The organism is Polyangium sp. y55x31, from assembly GCF_029946505.1.
Taxonomy (GTDB): domain Bacteria; phylum Myxococcota_A; class Polyangia; order Polyangiales; family Polyangiaceae; genus Polyangium.
Map to the genome: position 1 here is coordinate 137,245 of NZ_JARZHG010000017.1, position 20,537 is coordinate 157,781.

16 protein-coding genes are annotated in these 20,537 nt (G+C 67.4%); 4 read left to right on the plus strand and 12 right to left on the minus strand.

All coding sequences use genetic code 11. The annotated features are described in order from the left end of the window. Position 1: 1 nt before the first annotated feature. From QHF84_RS27320 to QHF84_RS27340, 5 genes are all read right to left on the minus strand, one after another. The gene (locus QHF84_RS27320; RefSeq protein ID WP_281316374.1) at positions 2-862 is read right to left on the minus strand and encodes a diiron oxygenase; all 861 of its coding nucleotides are present in this window, start codon (positions 860-862) and stop codon (positions 2-4) included. Positions 863-895: 33 nt separating this feature from the next. Then, entirely contained in the window at positions 896-2,101 is a 1,206-nt protein-coding gene (locus QHF84_RS27325; protein WP_281316375.1) for an HlyD family efflux transporter periplasmic adaptor subunit, read from the minus strand. Continuing rightward, the gene (locus QHF84_RS27330) at positions 2,098-2,820 is read right to left on the minus strand and encodes an ABC transporter ATP-binding protein (RefSeq protein ID WP_281316376.1); all 723 of its coding nucleotides are present in this window, start codon (positions 2,818-2,820) and stop codon (positions 2,098-2,100) included. Before QHF84_RS27330 ends, QHF84_RS27325 begins: the two co-directional genes overlap by 4 nt. Beyond that, on the minus strand, positions 2,817-3,944 hold the full coding sequence (locus QHF84_RS27335; RefSeq protein WP_281316377.1) for an ABC transporter permease: 1,128 nt from the start codon (positions 3,942-3,944) through the stop codon (positions 2,817-2,819). Before QHF84_RS27335 ends, QHF84_RS27330 begins: the two co-directional genes overlap by 4 nt. 342 nt (positions 3,945-4,286) lie before the next feature. After that, entirely contained in the window at positions 4,287-6,680 is a 2,394-nt protein-coding gene (locus QHF84_RS27340) for a penicillin acylase family protein (protein ID WP_281316378.1), read from the minus strand. Between the two features lie 455 nt (positions 6,681-7,135). Here QHF84_RS27340 and QHF84_RS27345 point away from each other — a divergent pair, with 455 nt between their 5' ends. Both QHF84_RS27345 and QHF84_RS27350 read left to right on the plus strand, forming a co-directional pair. Continuing rightward, entirely contained in the window at positions 7,136-8,074 is a 939-nt protein-coding gene (locus tag QHF84_RS27345) for a fatty acid desaturase (protein WP_281316379.1), read from the plus strand. 29 nt (positions 8,075-8,103) lie between these two features. Beyond that, complete coding sequence (locus tag QHF84_RS27350; RefSeq protein WP_281316380.1) at positions 8,104-8,760, plus strand: LysE/ArgO family amino acid transporter; 657 nt, start codon at positions 8,104-8,106, stop codon at positions 8,758-8,760. Positions 8,761-8,766: 6 nt separating this feature from the next. Here QHF84_RS27350 and QHF84_RS27355 read toward each other — a convergent pair whose 3' ends face one another. From QHF84_RS27355 to QHF84_RS27375, 5 genes are all read right to left on the minus strand, one after another. Beyond that, a complete protein-coding gene (locus QHF84_RS27355; RefSeq protein ID WP_281316381.1) occupies positions 8,767-10,194 on the minus strand; it encodes an MFS transporter in 1,428 nt (475 codons plus the stop codon). Between the two features lie 5 nt (positions 10,195-10,199). Beyond that, entirely contained in the window at positions 10,200-10,901 is a 702-nt protein-coding gene (locus QHF84_RS27360) for an SDR family oxidoreductase (RefSeq protein WP_281316382.1), read from the minus strand. A gap of 257 nt (positions 10,902-11,158) precedes the next feature. Continuing rightward, positions 11,159-12,307 carry a DUF4236 domain-containing protein gene (locus QHF84_RS27365; protein WP_281316383.1) on the minus strand — a complete coding sequence of 383 codons (1,149 nt, stop codon included), beginning with the start codon at positions 12,305-12,307 and terminating at the stop codon, positions 11,159-11,161. Positions 12,308-12,526: 219 nt separating this feature from the next. Beyond that, complete coding sequence (locus QHF84_RS27370) at positions 12,527-13,387, minus strand: toll/interleukin-1 receptor domain-containing protein (RefSeq protein ID WP_281316384.1); 861 nt, start codon at positions 13,385-13,387, stop codon at positions 12,527-12,529. A 1,487-nt stretch (positions 13,388-14,874) separates the two neighbouring features. Continuing rightward, on the minus strand, positions 14,875-15,594 hold the full coding sequence (locus QHF84_RS27375) for an SURF1 family cytochrome oxidase biogenesis protein (RefSeq protein ID WP_281316385.1): 720 nt from the start codon (positions 15,592-15,594) through the stop codon (positions 14,875-14,877). Between the two features lie 818 nt (positions 15,595-16,412). Here QHF84_RS27375 and QHF84_RS27380 point away from each other — a divergent pair. Next, a complete protein-coding gene (locus tag QHF84_RS27380) occupies positions 16,413-16,844 on the plus strand; it encodes a hypothetical protein (protein ID WP_281316386.1) in 432 nt (143 codons plus the stop codon). 627 nt (positions 16,845-17,471) lie between these two features. After that, on the plus strand, positions 17,472-18,035 hold the full coding sequence (locus QHF84_RS27385) for a hypothetical protein (protein ID WP_281316387.1): 564 nt from the start codon (positions 17,472-17,474) through the stop codon (positions 18,033-18,035). 394 nt (positions 18,036-18,429) lie between these two features. Here the strand turns inward: QHF84_RS27385 and QHF84_RS27390 are convergent, their stop codons facing one another. Together QHF84_RS27390 and QHF84_RS27395 are read right to left on the minus strand one after the other, a co-directional pair. After that, positions 18,430-19,566 (minus strand): hypothetical protein, encoded by a 1,137-nt coding sequence (locus QHF84_RS27390; protein ID WP_281316388.1) that lies wholly within the window; start codon positions 19,564-19,566, stop codon positions 18,430-18,432. A gap of 764 nt (positions 19,567-20,330) precedes the next feature. Then, positions 20,331-20,462 carry a hypothetical protein gene (locus QHF84_RS27395; RefSeq protein WP_281316389.1) on the minus strand — a complete coding sequence of 44 codons (132 nt, stop codon included), beginning with the start codon at positions 20,460-20,462 and terminating at the stop codon, positions 20,331-20,333. Between the last annotated feature and the right edge of the window lie 75 nt (positions 20,463-20,537).

Consider the following 20,537-nt stretch of genomic DNA (forward strand, 5'->3'; position numbering starts at 1 on the left):
TTCACGATCTCGACTCCTCGAGCAAAATGCCATTCTGCTGCAGGCACTGCACCGATTTGCGCGACATCCTCCTCCGGCGCTCGCGCTGCGCCTCCGCGTCCCAGGCGGCCTCCAGCGTGCCCCATGGATCTTCCAGGCCGAGGTCGCGGTAGACGTCGATTTGATAGTACTCGCGCCACGTGGCGTCGAGGTATGCGGTCATGTAATCACTCAGCTCCCGCCGCTTCGTGTCCGGCCAGTGCTGCGCACTCCGCCGCGCGAGGTCACGCACGACGTGGCGGCCGAAGGCGAGGTGCCGCGCCTCTTCGTAATGGTGGTGCGCGTTGATGACGCGGGCGACGCCGTGGAGCCGCTCGTCCAGCGCCATCGCCTGGTTGTGCGCGTCCGCCAGTTCCTCGAAAACGAGCACCTTCGCGAAGAACAGGAGGTCTCGCTCGAGTGCGTCCCCGCGTTGCGGCAGCGCGATCTTCCGATCGGGATAGAGCTTGCCGGCGTACCGCATGCAGAACTCGCCGAAGATGACGCTGTGCTTGTTCTCCTCGTCGAGGAAATGGTGCAGATACGCCGTGACGCGCGCATCCTGCGAGGCGTAGAGGCGCGCGGCGAGCCCCTCCATGAGCGCCTTCTCGCCGTGGATGTTGAGGCTGAAGAAGTTGACGCTCTCCAGGAAAGCGAGCCGCTTCCGCTGCGCCTCCGTCATCCGCTCCCAGGCCTCCGTCCCCCATAGGGACGAGAGCTCGGGGGAGGTATACCAGGCATCGGGATCGAGCTCTTCCGGCCAATCGATGTACGTGTAGGGATCACGCGCGTGTTTCCTCGACAGCGCGACGAGCTTTTCGACCAGGTTCGGGGGAGTGTTCATCTCGGTCGCCTCTTCGTCTTTCCTCTCGTATCGTCATGGGCGGGGTACGCAGACCGGCGTCCCCACGGCGAGGCCTTCGACTTGAATCCATTCGGCGTCGCCGACGCCGAGCCGGACGGGCACGTTTTGCTGGAATGGCCCCCGCCGCACGGCGACCGTCGCCGCGCCCTCGGAGACACGGACCGCGGCGCGCCGGACCGCCGCAGCGACGCGGATCGGCTCGAGCGCGATCTTCACATCGACTTTCTGGTCGAGCAGCAGCGGCGGCGCATTCCCTTCCGCCGCGACCTGCAACCAAATCGGGCGCACCTGGCTCGGGATCCCCTCGGAGACGTCGAGCTTCGAGGGCTCGAGGCGCGGCGAGACACGCGCCACGGTCCCGCGCGCGATCACCGCCGTGCCGCCTTGGAGCGAAATCGTGACGGTTTGCCCCGGGCGAGGCTCGAGCGCGTCCACCTCGCCGACCTCCACCCGAACGAGCACCTCCGAGGGATCGGCAATCTCCACGAGCACACGGGCGGATTCGACGCTCCTGGACACGGTATCGCCCTCGTGGATATGGACCTTCGTCACGACGCCGGCGCGCGGCGCGCGCACCTCGGCGAAGCTCGCCTCGAGCTCCGCGAGCGCGCTCGTCAGCGCGGCCGCTTCCGCGCGCCTCGACGCCTCGCGGACCACCTCGGGCGCCTCGCCCCGGAGGCGCTGGGCGCGGCGCGCGGTGACGGCCCGCAGACGCGCGTCCGCCTCGGCTTGCCGCGTGGCCGCCTCATTACGAGCTGCCTCGCTGAGCACGCCTGCCTGCGCGAGCTTGTCGGCGCGCTTCGCCTCGTCATCGGCCTGCGCGAAGGCCGCGCGCGCCTCCGTCTCCAGCGCGTCGAGCTCGGTCCGCTCGTCGGTGGTCGGCCCGCTCCGCGCGAGCTCGGCCTTGGCGCGCGCAGCGAGCGCCTCGGCGGCGCGTCGCTTCTTTTCGAGCTCCAGGCGGGGCGAGTCCATTTCGACGAGCAACGCGCCCGCCTCGACGACGTCTCCCTCTCGCACGAGCACCCGCCGTACGGTCCCGTCGACGTTGGCGCGGACCTCCGCGACCCCGGAGACCGGCTCCACGACGCCCCGCGCGCGGAGGAAACGGTCGATCACGCGGGGCGCGACCGTCTCGGTATCCCGCGCGCTCGCCGACGAGGCGACGACGGCGGTCGCGCCGGCGAAGACCGCGGCACAGCCGAACACCCACCGTTTCATGCGCCACCTCCCGACACGGCGGGCCGGGCTGCCCGTTGCAATGCCCGCTCGCGCACGAGCCGCCCGTCCTCCATATCGAGGATCCGATCGGCGTAATGCTCCAGTCGGGCGTCGTGCGTGACCACGAGGACCGCGGTCTTCGGCCCGACATAGCCGGCGAGTATCTCCATCACCGCGCGAGCCGACGCCGTGTCGAGCGCCGAGGTGATCTCGTCACCGATGAGCAGCGGCGGAGCCCCGGCGATGGCGCGCGCAATCGCGACCCGTTGTTTTTGCCCTCCCGAGAGCTCGGACGGGCGGTGGTGCAGGCGGCCGCCGAGACCGACGGATTCGAGGGCGATCCGCGCGCACGAAAGCGCCTCCGGGCGGCGGAGCCCGCGCATGCAGAGCATCTCGGCGACGTTGTCGAGCGCCGTCAGGGCGGGGAACAGGTTCGGCGTCTGGAAAACGAAGCCGAGGAACGAGCGGCGAATACGCTGCACCTCGACGTCCGACCTCTGCGAGATCGGCCGTCCGTCGAGATACACCGCGCCGGACGAGGGGCGCGTGAGGCCCGCGAGCAAGGACACGAGCGTCGTCTTGCCCGACCCCGAAGGCCCCATGAGCAGCACGAGCTGCCCGGCGTGAATGCTGCAGGTGACGTCGCGGACCGCGAAGATCTCGCCGCCCTTCGGGCCATAAGCCCGGCTCACGGCGTGCGCCTCGACGAGGGGGGTCATCGGAAGACCTCCGCGGGCTCGATTCGCGCGACGGCGCGAAAGCTGCCCAGGCTGGAGAGCAGGCAGATACCGAGCACCGCCGCCGCGCCGAGCGCGAGGACGGGCGGCGACAGGACGACCGCGAGCCCGAGCGCGCCCGCGAGGTGCCCGAGGCCGAGGGCGAGGAGCCCGCCGAGCGCCATGCCGAGGCCGCCGAGGAGGGCCATTTGCCATCCCACGAACGAGAGCACCTCGCGTTTCGTCGCCCCGAGCGCGCGCATCGTCGCGAGCTCTTTGAAATGGTCGCGGGCGAGCGAACGCAGCGTCTGCGCCACGATGAGCGCGCCGACGACGATCCCGAGCAGCATGCTGAAGAGGAGGATCGGCCCCGCCCCCGAGCCCCATACCCAGTAATGCTCCGTCATCCCTGCGAATGCCTGGCGGCGGAGCGCCTTGAGGCGCGGGTGCCGCTGCACGAAGGCCACGACGTCGGAGGTGCATTGTGGGGTCGTGAGATCTGCGAGCCAGTAATTGGCCTCGTCCGGACCGGCCTTGGTGAGCCGCCGGAACGTATCCATTTCGCCGAACACGTACGGCGCGAGCGAGAACGAGCGGATGCGATGGGTGACCACGGCGATCGTCGACGCGTGGCCGCCGAGCCGGAGCGTCGCGCCGATGGGATTCGCCGGCAGCGAGAGGCGAGGGAGGTCGGATACGTCGACGCTCACGCGGAGAGGACCGTGCAGGTCATCGGGGAGGCCTCGCTGGATGTTCCACGGCAAGAGATGCGTGGTATCCGGCTCGAAGCCGACCAGGATGACGGGCGCCTCCGAGCCGTCCGAAGGCCGCGCCGCTACGTAGCGGAAACCGAGGGCGCGCACGCGGCTCACGCACGGGTGAGACGAAAGCAGCGCCCGCGTGGAGCCAGGCAATATCGGGCCATCGTCGAGGACCTTCGTCCCGCGCTCCATGACCCAGAGGTCCCCTCCGGCCGCCGTGATCACGCTCGATGCTGCGCGGGTAAAACCTTGGTACAGGCCGGCTTCGACGAGCGCGAGCGTCGAGGCGAATGCGACGCCCGCCACGGAGCCGGCGAACTTGCCCCGCTCGTGGAGCAATGTCGAGAGCGCGATCCTGTGCATCATCGTCCTGCCTTGGGCGTGGCTGCCCGCCACCGCTTCGAGGGCGCTCGTGTGCCGCGGCGGATGCGGCGTCGAAATCTCGCGCCGAACATCCTCGCGGGCGGTGATGCCCCCCGCCGTCGGCACGGGCACTCCGCAACCGGCATGCCACAGCGCCTCCTCCTCGGCGCCGCGATGCAAACCGGCTTTTAGACGCCGCTTCTCGCGTCGTTCGAGGCGCTCCGGCAGACGCTCGGAGGGACCGAGCGAGCCCCCATCAGGCAGGTGCTCATTGCGCTATCAGGCAACGATTTGCGGGACGGGCGAGCGCGCCGCGCGGGAATCGCGGGAGGGCGCGCGCGGCCGTCAGCGGTCGTCCGAAATTTCCTTCACCCGCAGCGCGGGATCGGCGCCGATCTCGTCCTCGTGGAACAGGGCGCGGCGCCACGCCTTCTTCGAAAAACGCCACGTCTCCTCGAGATAGTGCGGAGACGCCGGGTCGTTCGATCCCCCATGGCTGTGCAGTACGGCCGCCTGCGGCCCGGATTCCGTATATTCGAGCGCCATCAAGAAACTGGTCCCGAAATTGACGAGGTAGCCCTCCCGGGTCAGACCGGTGGATTCGCGGAGCACGTCCATCCGCTCCATCCTGGGGAGAAGCGTCGTATTGGACCCGGCATCGTACGCGACGACGTTGAGCACGCCTTCCCGCGGACCGCCGCCGTGAATGGGGATGATCGAGTCGCCCATCTTCGTGAACTGCGCGTCTCCGAGCTTCGTCCACGCGTCGAAGCCGGCCTGTCTCAGGTGCGCGACGGCCTCGCCCAGGCGGCCGAGGATCGGATCGGGGGCATTACGAGGGGCCGAGGCGAGCGTATGAGGCGTGGTGAGGGGGTTGTCCGGATCGAATGGCACGCGGAAGAGCTCCCCCGCGTCGAGCAGGGCCTCGGCCGGGAAGGTTCCGAGAAACTCGCGCCAGACGAGCGCGCCGGTGCTATTCAGGTCGAGGCGCCGATCCCATGCACGCAGGGCATCACAAGCCTCGCGCACGTCCGCCGATGGATGCCCCTCGGCCGCCTCGCAGCGGTCCACGACCTGCGCGTACAGGCGCTCGGCGAGCAGGCCTCGATTGTCCAGAACCGCGGCCTGAAGCTCGTTCAGGGAAAACTTGCCATCGGCGCCCGACGCCGCGCCCGGCCCCTGCGCGGTGAGCAGGTGAAGGTTCATCTGCGTCCGCGGCGGGAGCGGCTGGTAGGGCGGTCCATAAAGCATGGGATAGTTCACCAGGGGCTCGGCCGGATTGGCGAGCCAAGGTGGCTCGTTGGCGTTCATCACGAAGTCCGTGCGCCGGAGGTGGGGCGCTTCGCGGACGGGGATCAGCCCGAGCGCCCCGTGCTCCGAGGCGCCGACCCATTCGTCACGCGCGCTGCTGCCGTCGAGGAGGACGAACCCTTGCTCGGCGAGCCGCTTCGCCGTGGCGTCCTCGGCGAGGGTCTTCTGATAGGCGGATTCGGCCTCGTGGCTCAAGGCCAAAACCCGCGAGGCGTCGACGATCGAAGCCTCGCCGTCGCGGCTCACGGCGAGCGTAAACACCCACGGCGAGGCGTGGACCTCCGTTTGAATGGCTTCGAGCGCATCGAGGCTCGATGCCATGCCCATCCGGAGCCATTGCTCGACGACGCGGACGTTGCCCGCATTGGCATCACGGAGCGAGAAGGCCACCTGTTCGGTCCACGGGAAGCTTTTGCCGCCGAGCATCGGACCATGATGGCTGCGGTAAAACCTGCGCGACACGGTCCTCGTCGAGCCGTCCGACGCCTTCACCGGGACGGCGTATTCTTCGCTCGTCATGGTCCGTATCTCGCCGTCGAACCAGTAATGCGTCGGTTCACCCGGGACGAGGCGTAGCTTGTAGACCGCGGCGTGGCGCGCGGGCGTGACGGTATGCGTCCAGGCGACGTCCTCGTTGAAGCCAATGAGGATGGCCGGCATTCCTGGCAGCATCGCGCCGTAGACGTTCATCATGCCGGGCACGATCAGATGAGCCTCGTACAAGGCGAGCTCGCCTTCCCAGGGGAAATGCGGATTCGCAAGGAGCATCCCTTGCCCGCCCGCTGCTCGATCACGACCGATCGCCCATCCGTTGCTCCCGATCTCCGCGCGTTCGACGGGCGCGGGCGCGGAGCTCTCCTCGGAGGGCGCTGTGCCAGGCGGCTCTGCCCGGGCGATGAAGGGCAGGAGGGCAATGGCGCCCTGACGCTGGGCCAGATCGAGGCTATAGGCGAGCAGGTCGGTGGCCGAAATGGGCTCGACCCATGTGGCGCCCGTGCATGGCACGGGGAGACCGGCAGGCCCCACCGATCCGAGGAAATGGTTGTACCCCTCGGCGTACCCTTGCAAAAGAGCGCGGACGTCCTCCGGCAGCCTGGGAAACTCGGCTTCGGCCTGCGCGTGGATGCGAAGGGCGAGGTAGACCAGATCGCTGTCGACGTTCGCGTCGCCGACGCCCGCGCCGAAGACACGCGCGCGCTCGCTCCGCACCTTGAGGATCTGATCGGCGATGACACACGCGCGATCCTCGGCATTGGCAAAGCCCAGGCCAAAGCCGAGGCTCCCTAGATCATCCGCCTTGACGTGCGGGACCCCGGAGCCCGTTCGCCACACCGTCGCCTTGAAATGCCCCGGGGCCGAGCTCCTCGCCGAGGGCTCACCGCACGCGGCGAGCCCCACGCAGACAATGGTCACGATCACCGTACGCATGATGTCACCGAGCGTTGACGGGGCGTTCCTGGGTCGCTGGATCCGCGGTGCTGTCAGGATCGTGGGAGGGCGATATCGATTCCACAAGAGGGCCTCTGCGAGCCGGAGTTTTCGGAATGTTGTCTCGGACGTGTCGATCCCCGATCACATCGAGCGAGGCGAGCCGGGCTCGGTCCCGAACGCGCGCCTGCCGACGCGCAGAGCCTTGCCTGGATACGCAAACCGTTGCTTGCCGGTGATGGCCGGGCGGCGCCGCTGCTGCTGCTACTGCGTGGCACGACCCATGCTGCGGGGCGCGTGACGACGGAGGCCCCTGGCCGCGAGCCCACGCGGCCAAGCTCGCCGGTGTCCAGCCGCGAAAGCGAGCTCGGCGCGACCGACCTCCGGACAAACACAATCGATTCGCAGGACCGACCATGGTGAAGCCAGAGGCCCAATCGTCGCCCAGGGTGTTCATGACGAGGCGCGGCGTATCACTCGCCGATATCGAGAGCCGTCCGAGCGAAGTGACATTTCTGCTGAAGTTCTCGCTCTACCTCGTCCTCGTCGCGTACGGCATTCGGCTCGCGACCTCGGGCCCGCTCGTGCTGAAGATCATCGGGGTCGTCGTCCTCGGGCTGATGTTCGCGCACGGCGTCGAGCTGCAACATCAAGCGCTGCACAAGCAAGGGTTCAGGAACGGGAAGCTCAACGAGATTGCCGGAATCCTCCTGGGCTTGCCCATGCTCGTCTCGTTCGCAGGCTACCAGGCGGCCCATCTGCGTCATCACAAGTACCTGGGCACCCCCGCGAACGCGGAGTTCTTCGATTATGGAGATTCTCGTGGCGGCTCTCGGGGGACGTGGCTATGGCTCTGGTTCAATCGCCTCATGATGCCGAGCCATTACCTGGCCGTGATGAAAAACCTGTGGCGATCCCTCCACGTGGGAGGTTTTTCCTCGGAGCGCCCCGAAGTCTCGGCGCGGATGCGCCGTGACCACCTCGTGATGCTGCTCGCGATCCTCGCCCTCGGCGCGGCGTCCGCGGCGACGCATGCTTCGCTGATCCTCGAGGTTTGGGTGCTGCCGCTCGTCCTGGTCGCGACGCCCGTGCACGCGCTGATCGAGATGCCGGAGCACTACCGGTGTGACGTGTCGAGCACGGACGTCTTCCGCAATACGCGGACGATCGAGACCAACGTGCTCATGTGCTGGTACACGAACGGCAACAACTACCACGTGGAGCACCACCTGATGCCCAGCCTGCCGATCGATCGGCTCCACGACCTCCACCGCGCAATCCGCAAGGACATCGTGTTCTGCCACACGGGCTACCGGGACTTTTACGCCGCGCTGCTCCGCGGTCGTCTCGCAACACCGGAGCGGCCGGTTGCCGAACACGCTGCGACCAGCTAACACGCACCTTCGCCGGGAGAGAGAGATACGTGGCATCCAAAGCCGTCGTCGCGTTGCTGGAGGGTCTGGCGCTCGGCGCCAGCCTCATCATCGCCATTGGCCCCCAAAACGCCTTCGTGTTGCGCCAGGGGCTCGTGCGGCGGCATATCGGCCCTATCGTCGCCATCTGCGCCCTCAGCGACGCGGGGCTGATCCTGGTCGGCGCGGCGGGCGTCGGCTCGCTCGTCAACGCCTCGTCGGGCGTCTTCACGGTGCTCGCCCTCGGCGGAGCAGCCTTCCTCACATGGTATGGGATCTCGGCGATGCGCCGAGCGCTCGCGCCGTCGAGCCTCCAAACGGACAACGAAGCAGGAGGCTCCTTGCGCCAGGCGGTCATGACGGTCCTGGCGCTCACGTGGCTGAACCCGCATGTCTACCTCGACACGGTGGTCCTTCTCGGCGGCATCTCCGGCCGTTATCCCCTGGAGACGCGCGTCTTCTTCGCGTGCGGCGCCATGCTGGCGTCCCTCGTCTGGTTTGCCGCACTCGGGTATGGCGCGCGCCTCTTGGCTCCCATCTTCCGGCGGCCGCTCGCCTGGCGCATCCTCGATAGCCTCATCGCCCTCGTCATGTTCACCATTGCCGCGCGTCTGCTCATCGAGGGCGTGACGATGCTGAACGCGCGGCTGTCTCCGCCACCACGATGATCGTGCTTACTCCGTAAGGGGCACGTCCCCTCGCGTGGCTGGCCGGGTATCCACACCCAAGCACAAAAGCCCGGTGAGCAGCGCGAGCACGATGTGCAGACCGTAAAGTCGGTTGAAGTCCGCCCGCGCGAGCGCTGCGTGACCCAGCAGCGCGACTGTGATCGCGACGCCGAGCACCGAGCCCATTTGCCGCGTCGCTTGGTTTACCGCGCTTCCCACCGCGTAGCGCGCCGGTGGCAATCGACTGACGGCCGAGGCCGAGAGGGACGGCAACACCAGGCCTACGGCCGCGCCGCTCATCAACAATCCTGGCAGCCAATGGAGTACGTAGTTCGGCTGCGGCCCCGGCACGAGCATGAACCACAGGCTGCTCGCGGCGTACAGCAACGAGCCGCCGACGAGGAACCGGCGGTGGCCGAGGCGTGCAGCCTGACGACCACTAATGATGGCCGTCGGGACGACCAAAAGTGGTCCCGGCGTCACGGCCACGCCGGCCAGCGGCAACGAGTAGCCCCAGATGCCGCGCATGTAGAAAAAGAAGCCGAGGAACATCATCGAAAACGCAGCGCCGAAGACGAACGTCGCTGCGTTCACGTGGCGGTAGGTCCGATTCTCGAAGAGCGCGAGATCCACGAGCGGCGCACGGCTATACCGCGACCACGCGATGAAGGCCGCGCCGGCCGCGACGCCCGTGACGGCGATGACCGCGAGCTCTCCGCGCGTGCGTGATGGCGACTCGGTCTCGACGATGGCCAGCGCGAGCGCGCCTACGCATAACATCAACAGCGCCATACCCACGCCATCCACGCGCCTTCGCGAGAGGCTCGGGACGGACTCGTCGAGGTGCGCGGCGCCGCGCCAGAGCGCCAGCGCGCCCAGCGGGAGATTGATGTAGAAAGCCCACGGCCAACCCGCCACGTCGGTGATGAAGCTGCCGAGGCTGGGCCCGACGGCCGCGGCGACACCACCCACGGCGCCCCAGAGGCTCACGACGATCGCACGCCGTTCGGAGGGAAAGGCTGCGATGACGATCGAGAGGGAAGCCGGCGTCAGCAGCGCCGCGCCGACGGCTTGGGCGACGCGGGCGGCCACCAGGAGCGAGACGCTGGAAGCCAACCCGCACGCCGCCGACGCAGCGAGGAACAACGCGACGCCGATTAAAAACACGCGCTTGCGCCCGTGCGTATCTGCGAGCCCTCCCGCAGGAATGAGCATTGCGGCGTACACGACGGTGTACGCATTGAGCACCCATGACAGCTCCGCCGCCGTGGTGTGGCCGAAGCTGTGGCGTAGCGCGTCGAACGCGGAGAACAGCATCGTCGTGTCGAGCGACACGAGGAATGCGGCGACGCTAGCAATCCAGAATACGCGCCAGGGGGCGTCGGGGGCAGCGCCTGTGGTGGGGGCGGTGGTGGTGGGGGCGGTGGCGACCATGGGAATCACCGCGGGATCAGGTAGATCGCGGGCTCTGCGCTCAGGTTGCGCTTGACCTCGCGGGTGCGTTCATCGGCCAGCACCTCGCTTTCGCCAGCTTCCAGCGCATCGAGGGCGCGGGCGACGATGTCCTCGGGAGTGGCCTTGGGCGCGCTGATGCCGTGGGTCAGGTCCGTGTCGACGAAGCCCATGTGCAGCGTCAGCACCTGGGTGCCTTGCGGGCGCAGGTCGTTGCGTAGCGCGTTGCTCAAGCTCCACAGTGCGGCTTTCGACACGGCGTAGTTGGCCAGGGTCGGGGCAGAGAGCCAGCTTGCGACGGAGGCCACGTTGAGCAAGGCGCCGCCGCCGTTGCGCGAAAGCACGGGCGCGAACGCCTGACTGACGCGGAGCACACCGAAGAGGTTGGTCTCCAGGTGGCGGCGCAGCACGGTCTCGGCCTCGGGGGTGTTGAAGCTGCCGAACGTGGCGATGCCGGCGTTGTTGATGACGAGCGTGGTGTCGGTCGCAACCGCAGCCGCGGCGCTCACGTCCTCGGGCGAGGTCACGTCGAGCTTCACGGGCGTCACGCCTGCGAGCTCGATGCTCGAGGGGTTACGCGCGGCGGCGTAGACCTTGCGCGCCCCGCGCTCGAGGACGGCCTTGGCGAAGGCCAAGCCGATACCGCGGTTGGCGCCGGTGATGAAGACGGTCGCGTTCTGGATGTTCATGGTTAGCTCCGGGTGATGGTTGCGTTTCTTACTTTTGGCAGCACGATGCGGGGGGGTCGGCGCCCGCGCCAGGTTGCCAGATATTACGACCATCATATTACGATCATCATGTGTACCTGTCAACCCAGCCAAGCGGTGCCGACGCTGCCTTCTGCAGGAGGGCGCCAGACCCGGAGCCGCGAGGCTTGAGCCTTCCATGACGGCACAAGAAGGAAGCCACGCTTCCGCCACCCCCTGCACGGGGGGTGTTAGGGGGATCAAGCCTGGTTCTGCTCGATGTCGCCGGGGGTGAGGGGCTCGATGGGATCGAAGCCCGAGTTTTTCTTGTACGTCATGCGGTGCTCGAAGTTCGCCATGGAATCCGACGGGTCGATGCTGTCGAGTTTCAGGGCGAAGAGCGTCTCCCGGTCGAAGGCGACGGACAGAATCGGGTAGCGGTCGGGCTGGCCTGTCTGGGTGTTCGTCGAGGGGTAGGCGACGTGGACGAGGGCGGCGGGGATCGGGAGCAGGGCGAAGACCTCGCGGGCGATGCGAAGGGCTGCGCTACACACGTGGTCTTGATAGATCGACCAATAGCGCTGGGTGGGCATCGATTTTCGAGACACCTTGCCCGTCGACGTCAAAGACAGCGACTCCGCGGGGAGGACGCTCTGGTTGTTCGCGGTGAGCCATGCCTCGACGCACCACGGGCGGGTGATGCACACGTTCAGCGAGGATCCGAGCTGCTGGAAGGCTTGGAAGGGGCCGAGGAAGTCGAGCACGGCCTGGCAGGCTTCCGGATCGCCGGAAAGGACGCCTTGCGCGGCGCGCTGAAACCATTTCCAGCGCTCGACCTCGTTCATGTACGCGGCGTAATGGGCGCCGTACTGCTGCTCATCCTGGCCGCGGGCGACGTGGACGGCTTGCTGGAGCTCTTCGAGGCGGCGATCGGCTCCGGTGAGCTTTCCGAGGACGCCGGGGCGGTGCGCCTGTAGGGCCTGGAGGGCGGCGGCTTCGCGGTGGTTCTGTCGAGGCGGCTGGGGGGGCGGGGGCGAGGCGGCGATCTGGCGCCAGTCCCAGGGGGACCACCCTTCGTGGTGGAGCGTGGTCAGGGCGCGGATGTGCTGCTCGTGGAGCTCGACCTCGTGTCGGTTCGGGTCGAAATAGGGGGCGCGGCTCGGGTCGTGCTGGACCGCGAGCATCTGCTGGTACTGCGCGCCGGCCGAGGAGCCGACGCGCTGGCCGGCACCAAGGTTTTGGCTCCGCTGGAGGCCGGTGCAGGGGATGCCGAAGTGGGCGCGTGAGCCGGAGGGGCCGGCGCTGACGCGGAAGCCGGGGACGCCCCACGATGCGCCGATACCGCGTGAGCTCAGGTTGACGCGGAGGCCTCCGGGGATCTTGATGCTCTTGCGGAAGCGGAGGGACATGGCGGATCGCGGGGCGGTTTATGTTGGGGATGCCGGGCACTGGGTTCTCACGATCCGAATCGAGGTGCAAGGTGCGCCGGACGATCCCGAACAAGCGCCGACGCGTGGCCCCCGGACCTCGATAGCCACCCTGGGGGTCCGAGTTCGATGCGCGTCGAGCCTTGACCGGAGACGTCAAGACCAAATTGACAAGGGACGCGACCTAACGAGGGAACGTGTTCACCGTCCAGGACGAACCGGCCCCACCTTCAATGGTAGCGCCTTCAGGATTTCACGAAGGGCCTCCAGGTCACTCGTGGGCTCCTTCCATACAAATGTTCGCAACAGATCGGGAACAACACCCTTCTTGTCACCTTGATCGAACACGAGCGTAACAATGGAGAACAGGTCACCCTTTTTTCTCTTCTGCTGAATCGCGTAATCAACCTCGGTCGCCAAGAACCGCTCGTCTTGGTAGTTAGGAGTGACAAAAAAGATCGCCGCACATGATTGATTCATGCCCTCGAGCAGTGCACGCTCGAGGTTTGCTCCGGCTGCCATGGCGTGCTCGTCAAGCCATGGGTCAAAGCCAAGAAGCTTCAGCGTTTCGTAATACTCGCGCACCTTCGGCTTATCAGCATTCTTGTGACTGAGAAACACTCTCATCGGTAGCAATCCTTGCGCGAATGCGTGCTTTACCGCAGCCTCAACCAACTGCTCATCAATCACGTCCCCAGGGATTCGGTATTCAACCCGATCCCCCTCTTGAGACACGATCGCATCTTCCAATACAAGCAACAAGTCGTACGGGCCAGGCCTGAGCAAGGGCTCTAGCTGTTCTTTAACAAGGTGACGATTGCCTCGTGTTATTGCGTCAACCCCAACCTGCGCACGATGCAAGACCGTAAGCTGAGAGGTCTGCTTCAGCCCAGCAAAACCGGTATGCTTCAGCAGGAGGATAAGCGCCGAACCGTACCTAGCGTTAACAACGTTCCATCCACTAACAACAGGCCACGGCGCTACACCCGGGAAGACAGAACCAACGATCGTTCGATAGCGATCCACAATGAGGTTATCGATAGGCTGCTGGTCGTCCATCATCAATGCTCCACCACCGTCACTGTCACCACACGACGAAGCATACCCGAACGTGGGGTACGATACTGGCACTTAAGCGGTCGATTTGCAACTGGGACGCGCCGCTCGGCGGGGAGGGGTTCGCCAAACCCACACGTTGTCAGCCCGACGGCACTCCCCATTGGGGCATCCTGAGGGTGGCGGCGACGATGAGGGCAGTCGAGGTGTCGACGTACTGCCCGAGGGGGCCGAGCTCGACGCCCGAGAGCCTGGGGGGCGGGTTCGGCGGAGTCCACGTTGCCGCGAGGGTCGAGGTCGATGGGGTGACCGGGGCCCCTTCCGAGGGCCTCAAGCTTGGCGAACTCAACGCGTGGAACAGGTCGAGGGCCCCTCGGCGGGCCGGCTGGCCCTCGGCGAAATCTTCCCCGAGGTCGAGGCGCCCCGACCGCGCTCGACATCGTATTTCCGCCGCCCCCGCATCCGGGGGGGTCAGAGTGGCGGAAACCAAGGCGGCGGAAACACGTCGCGGCGTGCTGCTCGGCGAGCGTCGCGAGGCTCGACGCGAGGGGCTCGCCGTGGGGTTCGGCGGAGTCGCACGTTCCGCGGGGGCCGGCGTCGAGGCGGGTGATCGCGGCGAGGTCGAGGGCGACGGCGAGGCCGGGCGGCGTCGAGGGGCGCGAGCTCGGCGCGCGCAAGGGGTCGAGGGCCCCTCGGCGGGCCGGCCCGCCCTCGGCGAAAATCTTCCCCGAGGTCGAGGCGCCCCGACCGCGCTCGACATCGTATTTCCGCCGCCCCCGCATCCGGGGGGGTCAGAGTGGCGGAAACCAAGGCGGCGGAAACACGTCGCGGCGTGCTGCTCGGCGAGCGTCGCGAGGTTTGACGCGAGGGCCTCGCCGAGGGGTTCGGCGGAGTCGCACGTTGCCGCGGGGGCCGGCGTCGAGGCGGGTGATCGCGGCGAGGTCGAGGGCGACGGCGAGGCGGGGCGGCGTCAAGGGGCCCGAGCTCGGCGCGCGCAAGGGGCCCGGGGCCCCTCGGCGGGCCGGCTGGCCCTCGGCGAAAATCTTCCCCGAGGTCGAGGCGCCCCGACCGCGCTCGACATCGCATTTCCGCCGCCCCCGCATCCGGGGGGTCAGAGTGGCGGAAACCAAGGCGGCGGAAACACGTCGCGGCGTGCTGCTCGGCGAGCATCGCGAGGCTCGACGCGAGGGCCTCGGCGAGGGGTTCGGCGGAGTCGCACGTTGCCGCGGGGCCGGCGTCGAGGCGGGTGATCGCGGCGAGGTCGAGGGCGACGGCGAGGCGGGGCGGCGTCAAGGGGCCCGAGCTCGGCGCGCGTAAGGGGCCCGGGGCCCCTCGGCGGGCCGGCCGGGCCTCGGCGGAGATCTTCGCCGAGGTCGAGGCCCCGACCGCGCTGCGGGCAAAGGAGAGTCGAGGTTGATGTCTAGGAGATGGTCCGTCCCTCTATGCGCTTCGTTATCGCCGTATAGTCGGGCAGCTCAACGTCACGGCTCTCGTCACGGCCCATTCACCTCTATGAGGATCGGAAGGCTGTCCTGCCCGTATGGCGCCAAATCCAACAACTCTCGTACATTGTCAAAATGCTCCCACAGACGACTGATGTTCGAGGGCGGTTTTCGGAGAGTGCCCTTGATCGTCACGGGATCTTCGAAGAGAGGATCCTTCCGTTCCGTCGGCAGGGAGAGCGAGTCGAGCGACTTCGCTTCGATCCAGCCGTTGTCGACGATGATTGCATCGAGCGCGTACCACGAAGGCCATCCAAGTGATGGGTTGCGCTCGCGAACGAATCGGAACGGCCGTAGGACTCGATATCCAGCGACCCCCGCCTGTGTCTCAGGGACGAGCACAGCACCGATGCCCCAGTAGCCGCGCACGGTGGAGCAGCGGTCGATCTGCCAAGCGGGTGCGATGCGAGGCTTAGCCTTCGATATGTCGAAGCAAGCGCCTTTCGCAGGAGGCGGCCCGTGAGGTCGAGCTTGTGTCTCCGAGAGCCGCACATCCTCGGCGATGATCCATACCTTAGTTTGGCGCTCCGGGTGGGCGGAGTCCAACGCCGAGACCGACGGGGCCGGCACGGGTGACGCGACGGATGCCACAGCCGTTGGAGCTGCAGCTTCGTGAGGCGGCCCTACGGGCTGGACGCGTGCACCCGCGTCTTTCGAGTCGACGTTGATACCTCCGGCATTGGTGCCGCACGCGGCGAGGAGGATAAGCATGGCGAGCCACCTGAGCTGCGCGCACATGACGGCCCGACGTCCTCGTACCGATCTAGAAGACACGACTCCAACCCATCGGTGGCATGAGATCTAAGTATAGCACGCCCGGCATCCGCGTGTGATCTTCAACTGTGGTCAGGCGCGCGATCCATGGTGCTCCCGATCCGTGTCGCTTGCCGGTTTACTTGGCGGGACTGTGTGACCTGATCGGGTGTTCGATACGCCCGTGGAAGGGCTCCTATTCCCGCATTTCAATGAACCCAGGCTTCGACCTCTCGGCGATCTGCGCCCCGGCGCCCGCGTACTGGGAGTGGAAGAGCTCGAGGGGGCGAGGTCGAGGCGGGCGATCCCGCCGAGGTCGAGGGCGATCGGGGAGGCCGGGGGCGTGTCGAGGGCCTCGAGCTCGGCGAGCTCGGCGCGCGCAAGGGGTCGAGAGGTCCTCGACGAGCCGGCCGGGCCTCGGCAAGAATCTTCCCCGGGGTCGAGGCGCCCCGACCGCGCTCGACGTCGTATTTCCGCCACCCCCGCATCCGGGGGGGTCAGAGTGGCGGAAACCAAGGCGGCGGAAACACGTCGTAGCGTGCTGCTCGGCGAGCGTCGCGAGGCTCGACGCGAGGGCCTCGCCGAGGGGTTCGGCGGAGTCGCACGTTGCCACGGGGGCCGGCGTCGAGGCGGGTGATCGCGGCGTGGTCGAGGGCGACGGCGAGGCCGGGCGGCGTCGAGGGGCGCGAGCTCGGCGCGCGTAAGGGGTCGAGGGCGGCGAGCTCGACGCGCACTTCTATCTGGATCTTCGACAGCTTCATCGCTAAGACCCTGGTATGTCGCTTGGTCTGCTCATCCTCGCCGCGTTGGCAGGAGCCTTGATACTCTGGCTATTCGTCTGGGAGAAATTCGAGCTGCCGGGCTCAATCGGCTGGAAGTCCAAGAGACTCTCGCGAAGAGAGCACGATCGTCGATCGAGAATGTCCCCGGACGATCTCGCCCAGGAGGTGCATAGCTCCATCCGCTACGAACAGTGGGACAGGTTCCCGTCGGCTGCCGCCATCCTGGCCCGCTCATCAGGCTGGTCCGACCAGAACCTCTGCGACGCGCTCAAGGCGTTGCTGGCCGAGGTTGCCCAGGAGGATCAGCAGGCGGGGCGGAATCGGCGTGACAGCAACTACTTCGAGTTCTACGACTGCGGGCTGGCGGGAATCCTCGACGTACTGGAGGCCCGGCTGAAGGGCGCAGCACCCACGGCGCGTCGTTGAGTAGATACAAGCAAGGCGATCGTCCTCCCGACATCCACGACGGACGCCTCGCTCGACTCACCCATGCGGGGTTGAACAATTTAAAAAACTGGTCGTGCGCCTCGCCGAGGTTGTGCTCGACATCGTGGAAGGCATCGCCGTCCAGCGAAATCTTCCCCACGCTGCGCTCGCCCTGACCGCGCTCGACATCGTATTTCCGCCGCCCCCGCATCCGGGGGGTCAGAGTGGCGGAAACCAAGGCGGCGGAAACACGTTGCGGCGTGCTGCTCGGCGAGCGTCGCGAGGCTCGACGCGAGGGCCTCGCCGAGGGGTTCGGCGGAGTCGCACGTTGCTGCGGGGCCGGCGTCGAGGCGGGTGATCGCGGCGTGGTCGAGGGCGACGGCGAGGCCGGGCGGCGTCGAGGGGCGCGAGCTCGGCGCGCGTAAGGGGCCCGGGGCCCCTCGGCGGGCGGGCCGGCCCTCGGCGAAATCTTCCCCGGGGTCGACGCGCCCTGACCGCGCTCGAAACCGGGTTTCCGCCTCCTTCATTTCTGCCACCTCGGCCTCCGGATCCTGGAGGAGCGCCGTGGGGGCGCGGCATCGAGAGAAACGGGTTGTTCGCCCGAGGCGCGAAGGTACTCTGCACTCCGTGGCGATCGAAGCGGGTGCGATCGCGGAGGCGCTCGCGCTCCTCCGCTCCGAAGGGGCTCTTGGTGAGGCCCTCGCCACGTTTCGCGCCCCGGAACTCTCGGCGTTCTCGGGGCTCGACCGAGTGCTCCTCTTCGCGGCGCGGGCAACCGAGAGGCTCGTCGGCGCCGTCCGCGACGCACGGAGGGTCGAGATCGTCGCGCGCGACGCGGACGGCTTGCTCCTCCGCGCGCCGGAGAGGAACCCGTTCGTCGTCGTGCCGAGCAATCTTGTCGCGCCGTGGAACGAGGTCTCGCGCTTCACGATCACGGGAACAAGCGTCGATCCGGTGGCATACCTGCGCCTATTCGTGCAGGACGGGCGTCTCGGCGCCGACGCCAACGACGCGCTCGTTCGTGAAGCGACCTCCGCCCTCGCCCGTGACCTCGGACCGCCTTCGCAGTGGGAGGTGCTTGCTTTGAGCTCGCCGATGCTCGAGGACGCTTACTGCTGCGCCTACGAGGCGTGCGTCTTCGTCGGGGCCGGGAGCGCCGTTTTCCTCGCGGTGGGTATGGTGTGCGGCTAGCGGTGACAAGCAGGCCGGAGGAGCGAGCATTTGTCGTCCGTTTCCGTGGGATCCGCCACGGTCATGATGGGCCCGCGCCGTGGTCGATGCATGGCGAGCTCGGGGGAAGATCAGCGCGGTGCCGGACTTCGACGCCGGCCGCCTTGACGCCAGCCGCGAGCGCATCGAGCAACACTCCTCGGCGAGCGTCGCGAGGCTCGACGCGAGGGCCTCGTGGAGGGCGGAGGGGTTCGGCTGAGCAGCACGTTGTCGCGGGGGTCGAGATCGAGGCGGGCGATCCCGCCAAGGTCGAAGGCGCCAAGGTGACCGGGGCCGGGTCGAGGGCGGCGAGGTCGACGCGCGCATGGGCTCGGGGGGCCCGCGGCTGAGCCTCACGCGCCCCAGGCGCCTTCGATCACGGGCTTTGAGGCACGCCGCTAAGGATCACCGTCAGCGTCTCGTCCGGGCCGACACGGAAGAACGCGCTCATCGAGGCATTGCCGACAGCGTCCACCGTCAGCGTCACGTCGTCGGGGGAGATGACCCGGGCGATGTAGCGCTTGTCGGAGCCATCCGCCGCGACTGCGTCGGCCTCCAGTAGGAGTTCCGCGCTCCCTGTTGGGATCGTGATGGAGGGTGACGCACCACCGAGAGGACCGGCGACCCGCGTGAGGAGCTTGATCGTGACGTTCGAGATTTCCTCGCCGTCGACCAGGTACGGGCCCGGCGTGGAGAGCTGGAGGTCTTCGACGATTGCGTAGGAAGCCCCGCTCACGAAGCTCAAGATGCCGTACACCATCTGCCCCGCGACCTGCACCGACGTGGAGGTCCGCTCCTGCCTCAGCACCAGGGTCGCGAGGACGTCCGAGGCCACCGGCGTGTACGGGACGAAGGCGTTCGGGCACGGGCCGAGCTCCACCGCCTCGATCATGGTCCCGTCGGGCAGTTTGTCCGAGTACGGCTCATTGGCGTCCCCCGTCCCGACATAACCGCCCCCCTGTGCGACGCCGTTCTGGAAGCTTTCGATGCACAGCTCCGTTGCCCTGAACTTGAGCTCATCGACGACGCAGATCTTGTAAAATTCGGTCAGCGTCCCCGGGGACCATATTGGCTCGCCATTGCCATCCGACCCGGTCATGACGTTGTAGGTCGGCGGGTTGTTTTCGGGGTCGTCCCATTGGCACTGATACTCGATGAGGCCCGACGGAGTGGGAAGCGGGGAGGCGGACGGGTCGCACTTGACGCAGTCGCAGTCGTTGTCCGCGCGGTCGATCAAATTACAATCGGTCAGGCCATCGGCCTCGCACCGCTCAATGCACCACGAGACCGAGGCCTTCGTCGGCAGCTCGGGCGCGCAGACGGTCGTGATCAGGGTGTTTCCGGCATAACACAGGTAGTTGTTGCCCCCCGCGTCCGGGTCGTTGCAGGTGCCACCATTCAGTGGCGAGTAAGTACAAGTATTCGCAGGCGTGCACGAGCAGCCGGAGAGCCCGACGGCGAGCGCAAAGCCGAGCGGTGCGAGCCCGAAGCGGTAGAGCAAGTTCGTGAGCATGGCTATCCTTTGGTGAATTGGCGAGCCTGTCCGCGAGGAGGACAGCGACGAGGAGCGGGCCGCTCCAGGCGCCCACGCGCACGGCTCGGGTGTTCCGGAGGGAGAATGAATCCACCGGCAGCGCTGCCAGGTATCGCAAAGGCCATGCCACAACTGCCATCGGATCGCAGCAGCTTGCCAACACTCCTGCTCACGCCGGAGAGCGACCATCGAGCCAGTTGGCCGAAGTTCACGCCGCGAAGGGGGGCGGCGTGAAGATACCTTCACGAGCGCAGTAACGCCGTCGTTACACTCGGTGTAATGGATGTGTACCCTTGTGTCGTCCGCGTTCCACAACCAGGGCGAGGGCCTCGCCGAGGGGTTCGGCGGAGTCGCACGTTGCCGCGGGGGCCGGCGTCGAGGCGGGTGATCGCGGCGAGGTCGAGGGCGACGGCGAGGCCGGGCGGCGAGGCCGGGCGGCATCGAGGGGCACGAGCTCGGCGCGCGTAAGGGGCCCGGGGCCCCTCGGCGGGTCGGCCGGCCCTCGTCGGAAATCTCCCCGAGGTCGAGGCGTCCCGACCGCGCTCGACGTCGTATTTCCGCCGCCCCCACATCCGGGGGGTCAAAGTGGCAAGAGGCGTCGAGGGGCGCTCGACGAGCTCGACGCCGGGGCTCGCTCCACACCAGGCGCGCCGCGAGGTTTGACGCTACGCACCTCGGCGCCGTCGGGCTGTTTGGGTGCGGGATCGTGGACTTGCCCGAGACGCTCTCCCCGACGAAGAACGTCACCCGAGGATGAAATTCGAGGGTGTCGAGCAAACGAATGGCGGGATGGTGTAGGGATAGGCGTTCGGGTCCTCGACGCGGTGGCGGAGGAGCGTGATGGCTCGAAGGAAGCCGTCCGAAGGAGGGCGCATGGAGGACCTGTGGGGCGTCATGCGAGTATCGGCGTAGCAACGTGAACCGCCGAGAGGCAAGCGTTCGCGACCGCT

What these genes read in the sequence shown, in the direction of transcription:
- QHF84_RS27345 (WP_281316379.1), top strand. Translation starts at nt 7,136, where the DNA reads ATGACGAGGCGCGGCGTATCACTCGCCGATATCGAGAGCCGTCCGAGC.
- QHF84_RS27335 (WP_281316377.1), bottom strand. Translation starts at nt 3,944, where the DNA reads ATGATGCACAGGATCGCGCTCTCGACATTGCTCCACGAGCGGGGCAAG.
- QHF84_RS27360 (WP_281316382.1), bottom strand. Translation starts at nt 10,901, where the DNA reads ATGAACATCCAGAACGCGACCGTCTTCATCACCGGCGCCAACCGCGGT.
- QHF84_RS27365 (WP_281316383.1), bottom strand. Translation starts at nt 12,307, where the DNA reads ATGTCCCTCCGCTTCCGCAAGAGCATCAAGATCCCCGGAGGCCTCCGC.
- QHF84_RS27330 (WP_281316376.1), bottom strand. Translation starts at nt 2,820, where the DNA reads ATGACCCCCCTCGTCGAGGCGCACGCCGTGAGCCGGGCTTATGGCCCG.
- QHF84_RS27370 (WP_281316384.1), bottom strand. Translation starts at nt 13,387, where the DNA reads ATGATGGACGACCAGCAGCCTATCGATAACCTCATTGTGGATCGCTAT.
- QHF84_RS27325 (WP_281316375.1), bottom strand. Translation starts at nt 2,101, where the DNA reads ATGAAACGGTGGGTGTTCGGCTGTGCCGCGGTCTTCGCCGGCGCGACC.
- QHF84_RS27380 (WP_281316386.1), top strand. Translation starts at nt 16,413, where the DNA reads ATGTCGCTTGGTCTGCTCATCCTCGCCGCGTTGGCAGGAGCCTTGATA.
- QHF84_RS27355 (WP_281316381.1), bottom strand. Translation starts at nt 10,194, where the DNA reads ATGGTCGCCACCGCCCCCACCACCACCGCCCCCACCACAGGCGCTGCC.
- QHF84_RS27375 (WP_281316385.1), bottom strand. Translation starts at nt 15,594, where the DNA reads ATGCTTATCCTCCTCGCCGCGTGCGGCACCAATGCCGGAGGTATCAAC.
- QHF84_RS27320 (WP_281316374.1), bottom strand. Translation starts at nt 862, where the DNA reads ATGAACACTCCCCCGAACCTGGTCGAAAAGCTCGTCGCGCTGTCGAGG.
- QHF84_RS27340 (WP_281316378.1), bottom strand. Translation starts at nt 6,680, where the DNA reads ATGCGTACGGTGATCGTGACCATTGTCTGCGTGGGGCTCGCCGCGTGC.
- QHF84_RS27395 (WP_281316389.1), bottom strand. Translation starts at nt 20,462, where the DNA reads ATGCGCCCTCCTTCGGACGGCTTCCTTCGAGCCATCACGCTCCTCCGC.
- QHF84_RS27390 (WP_281316388.1), bottom strand. Translation starts at nt 19,566, where the DNA reads ATGCTCACGAACTTGCTCTACCGCTTCGGGCTCGCACCGCTCGGCTTT.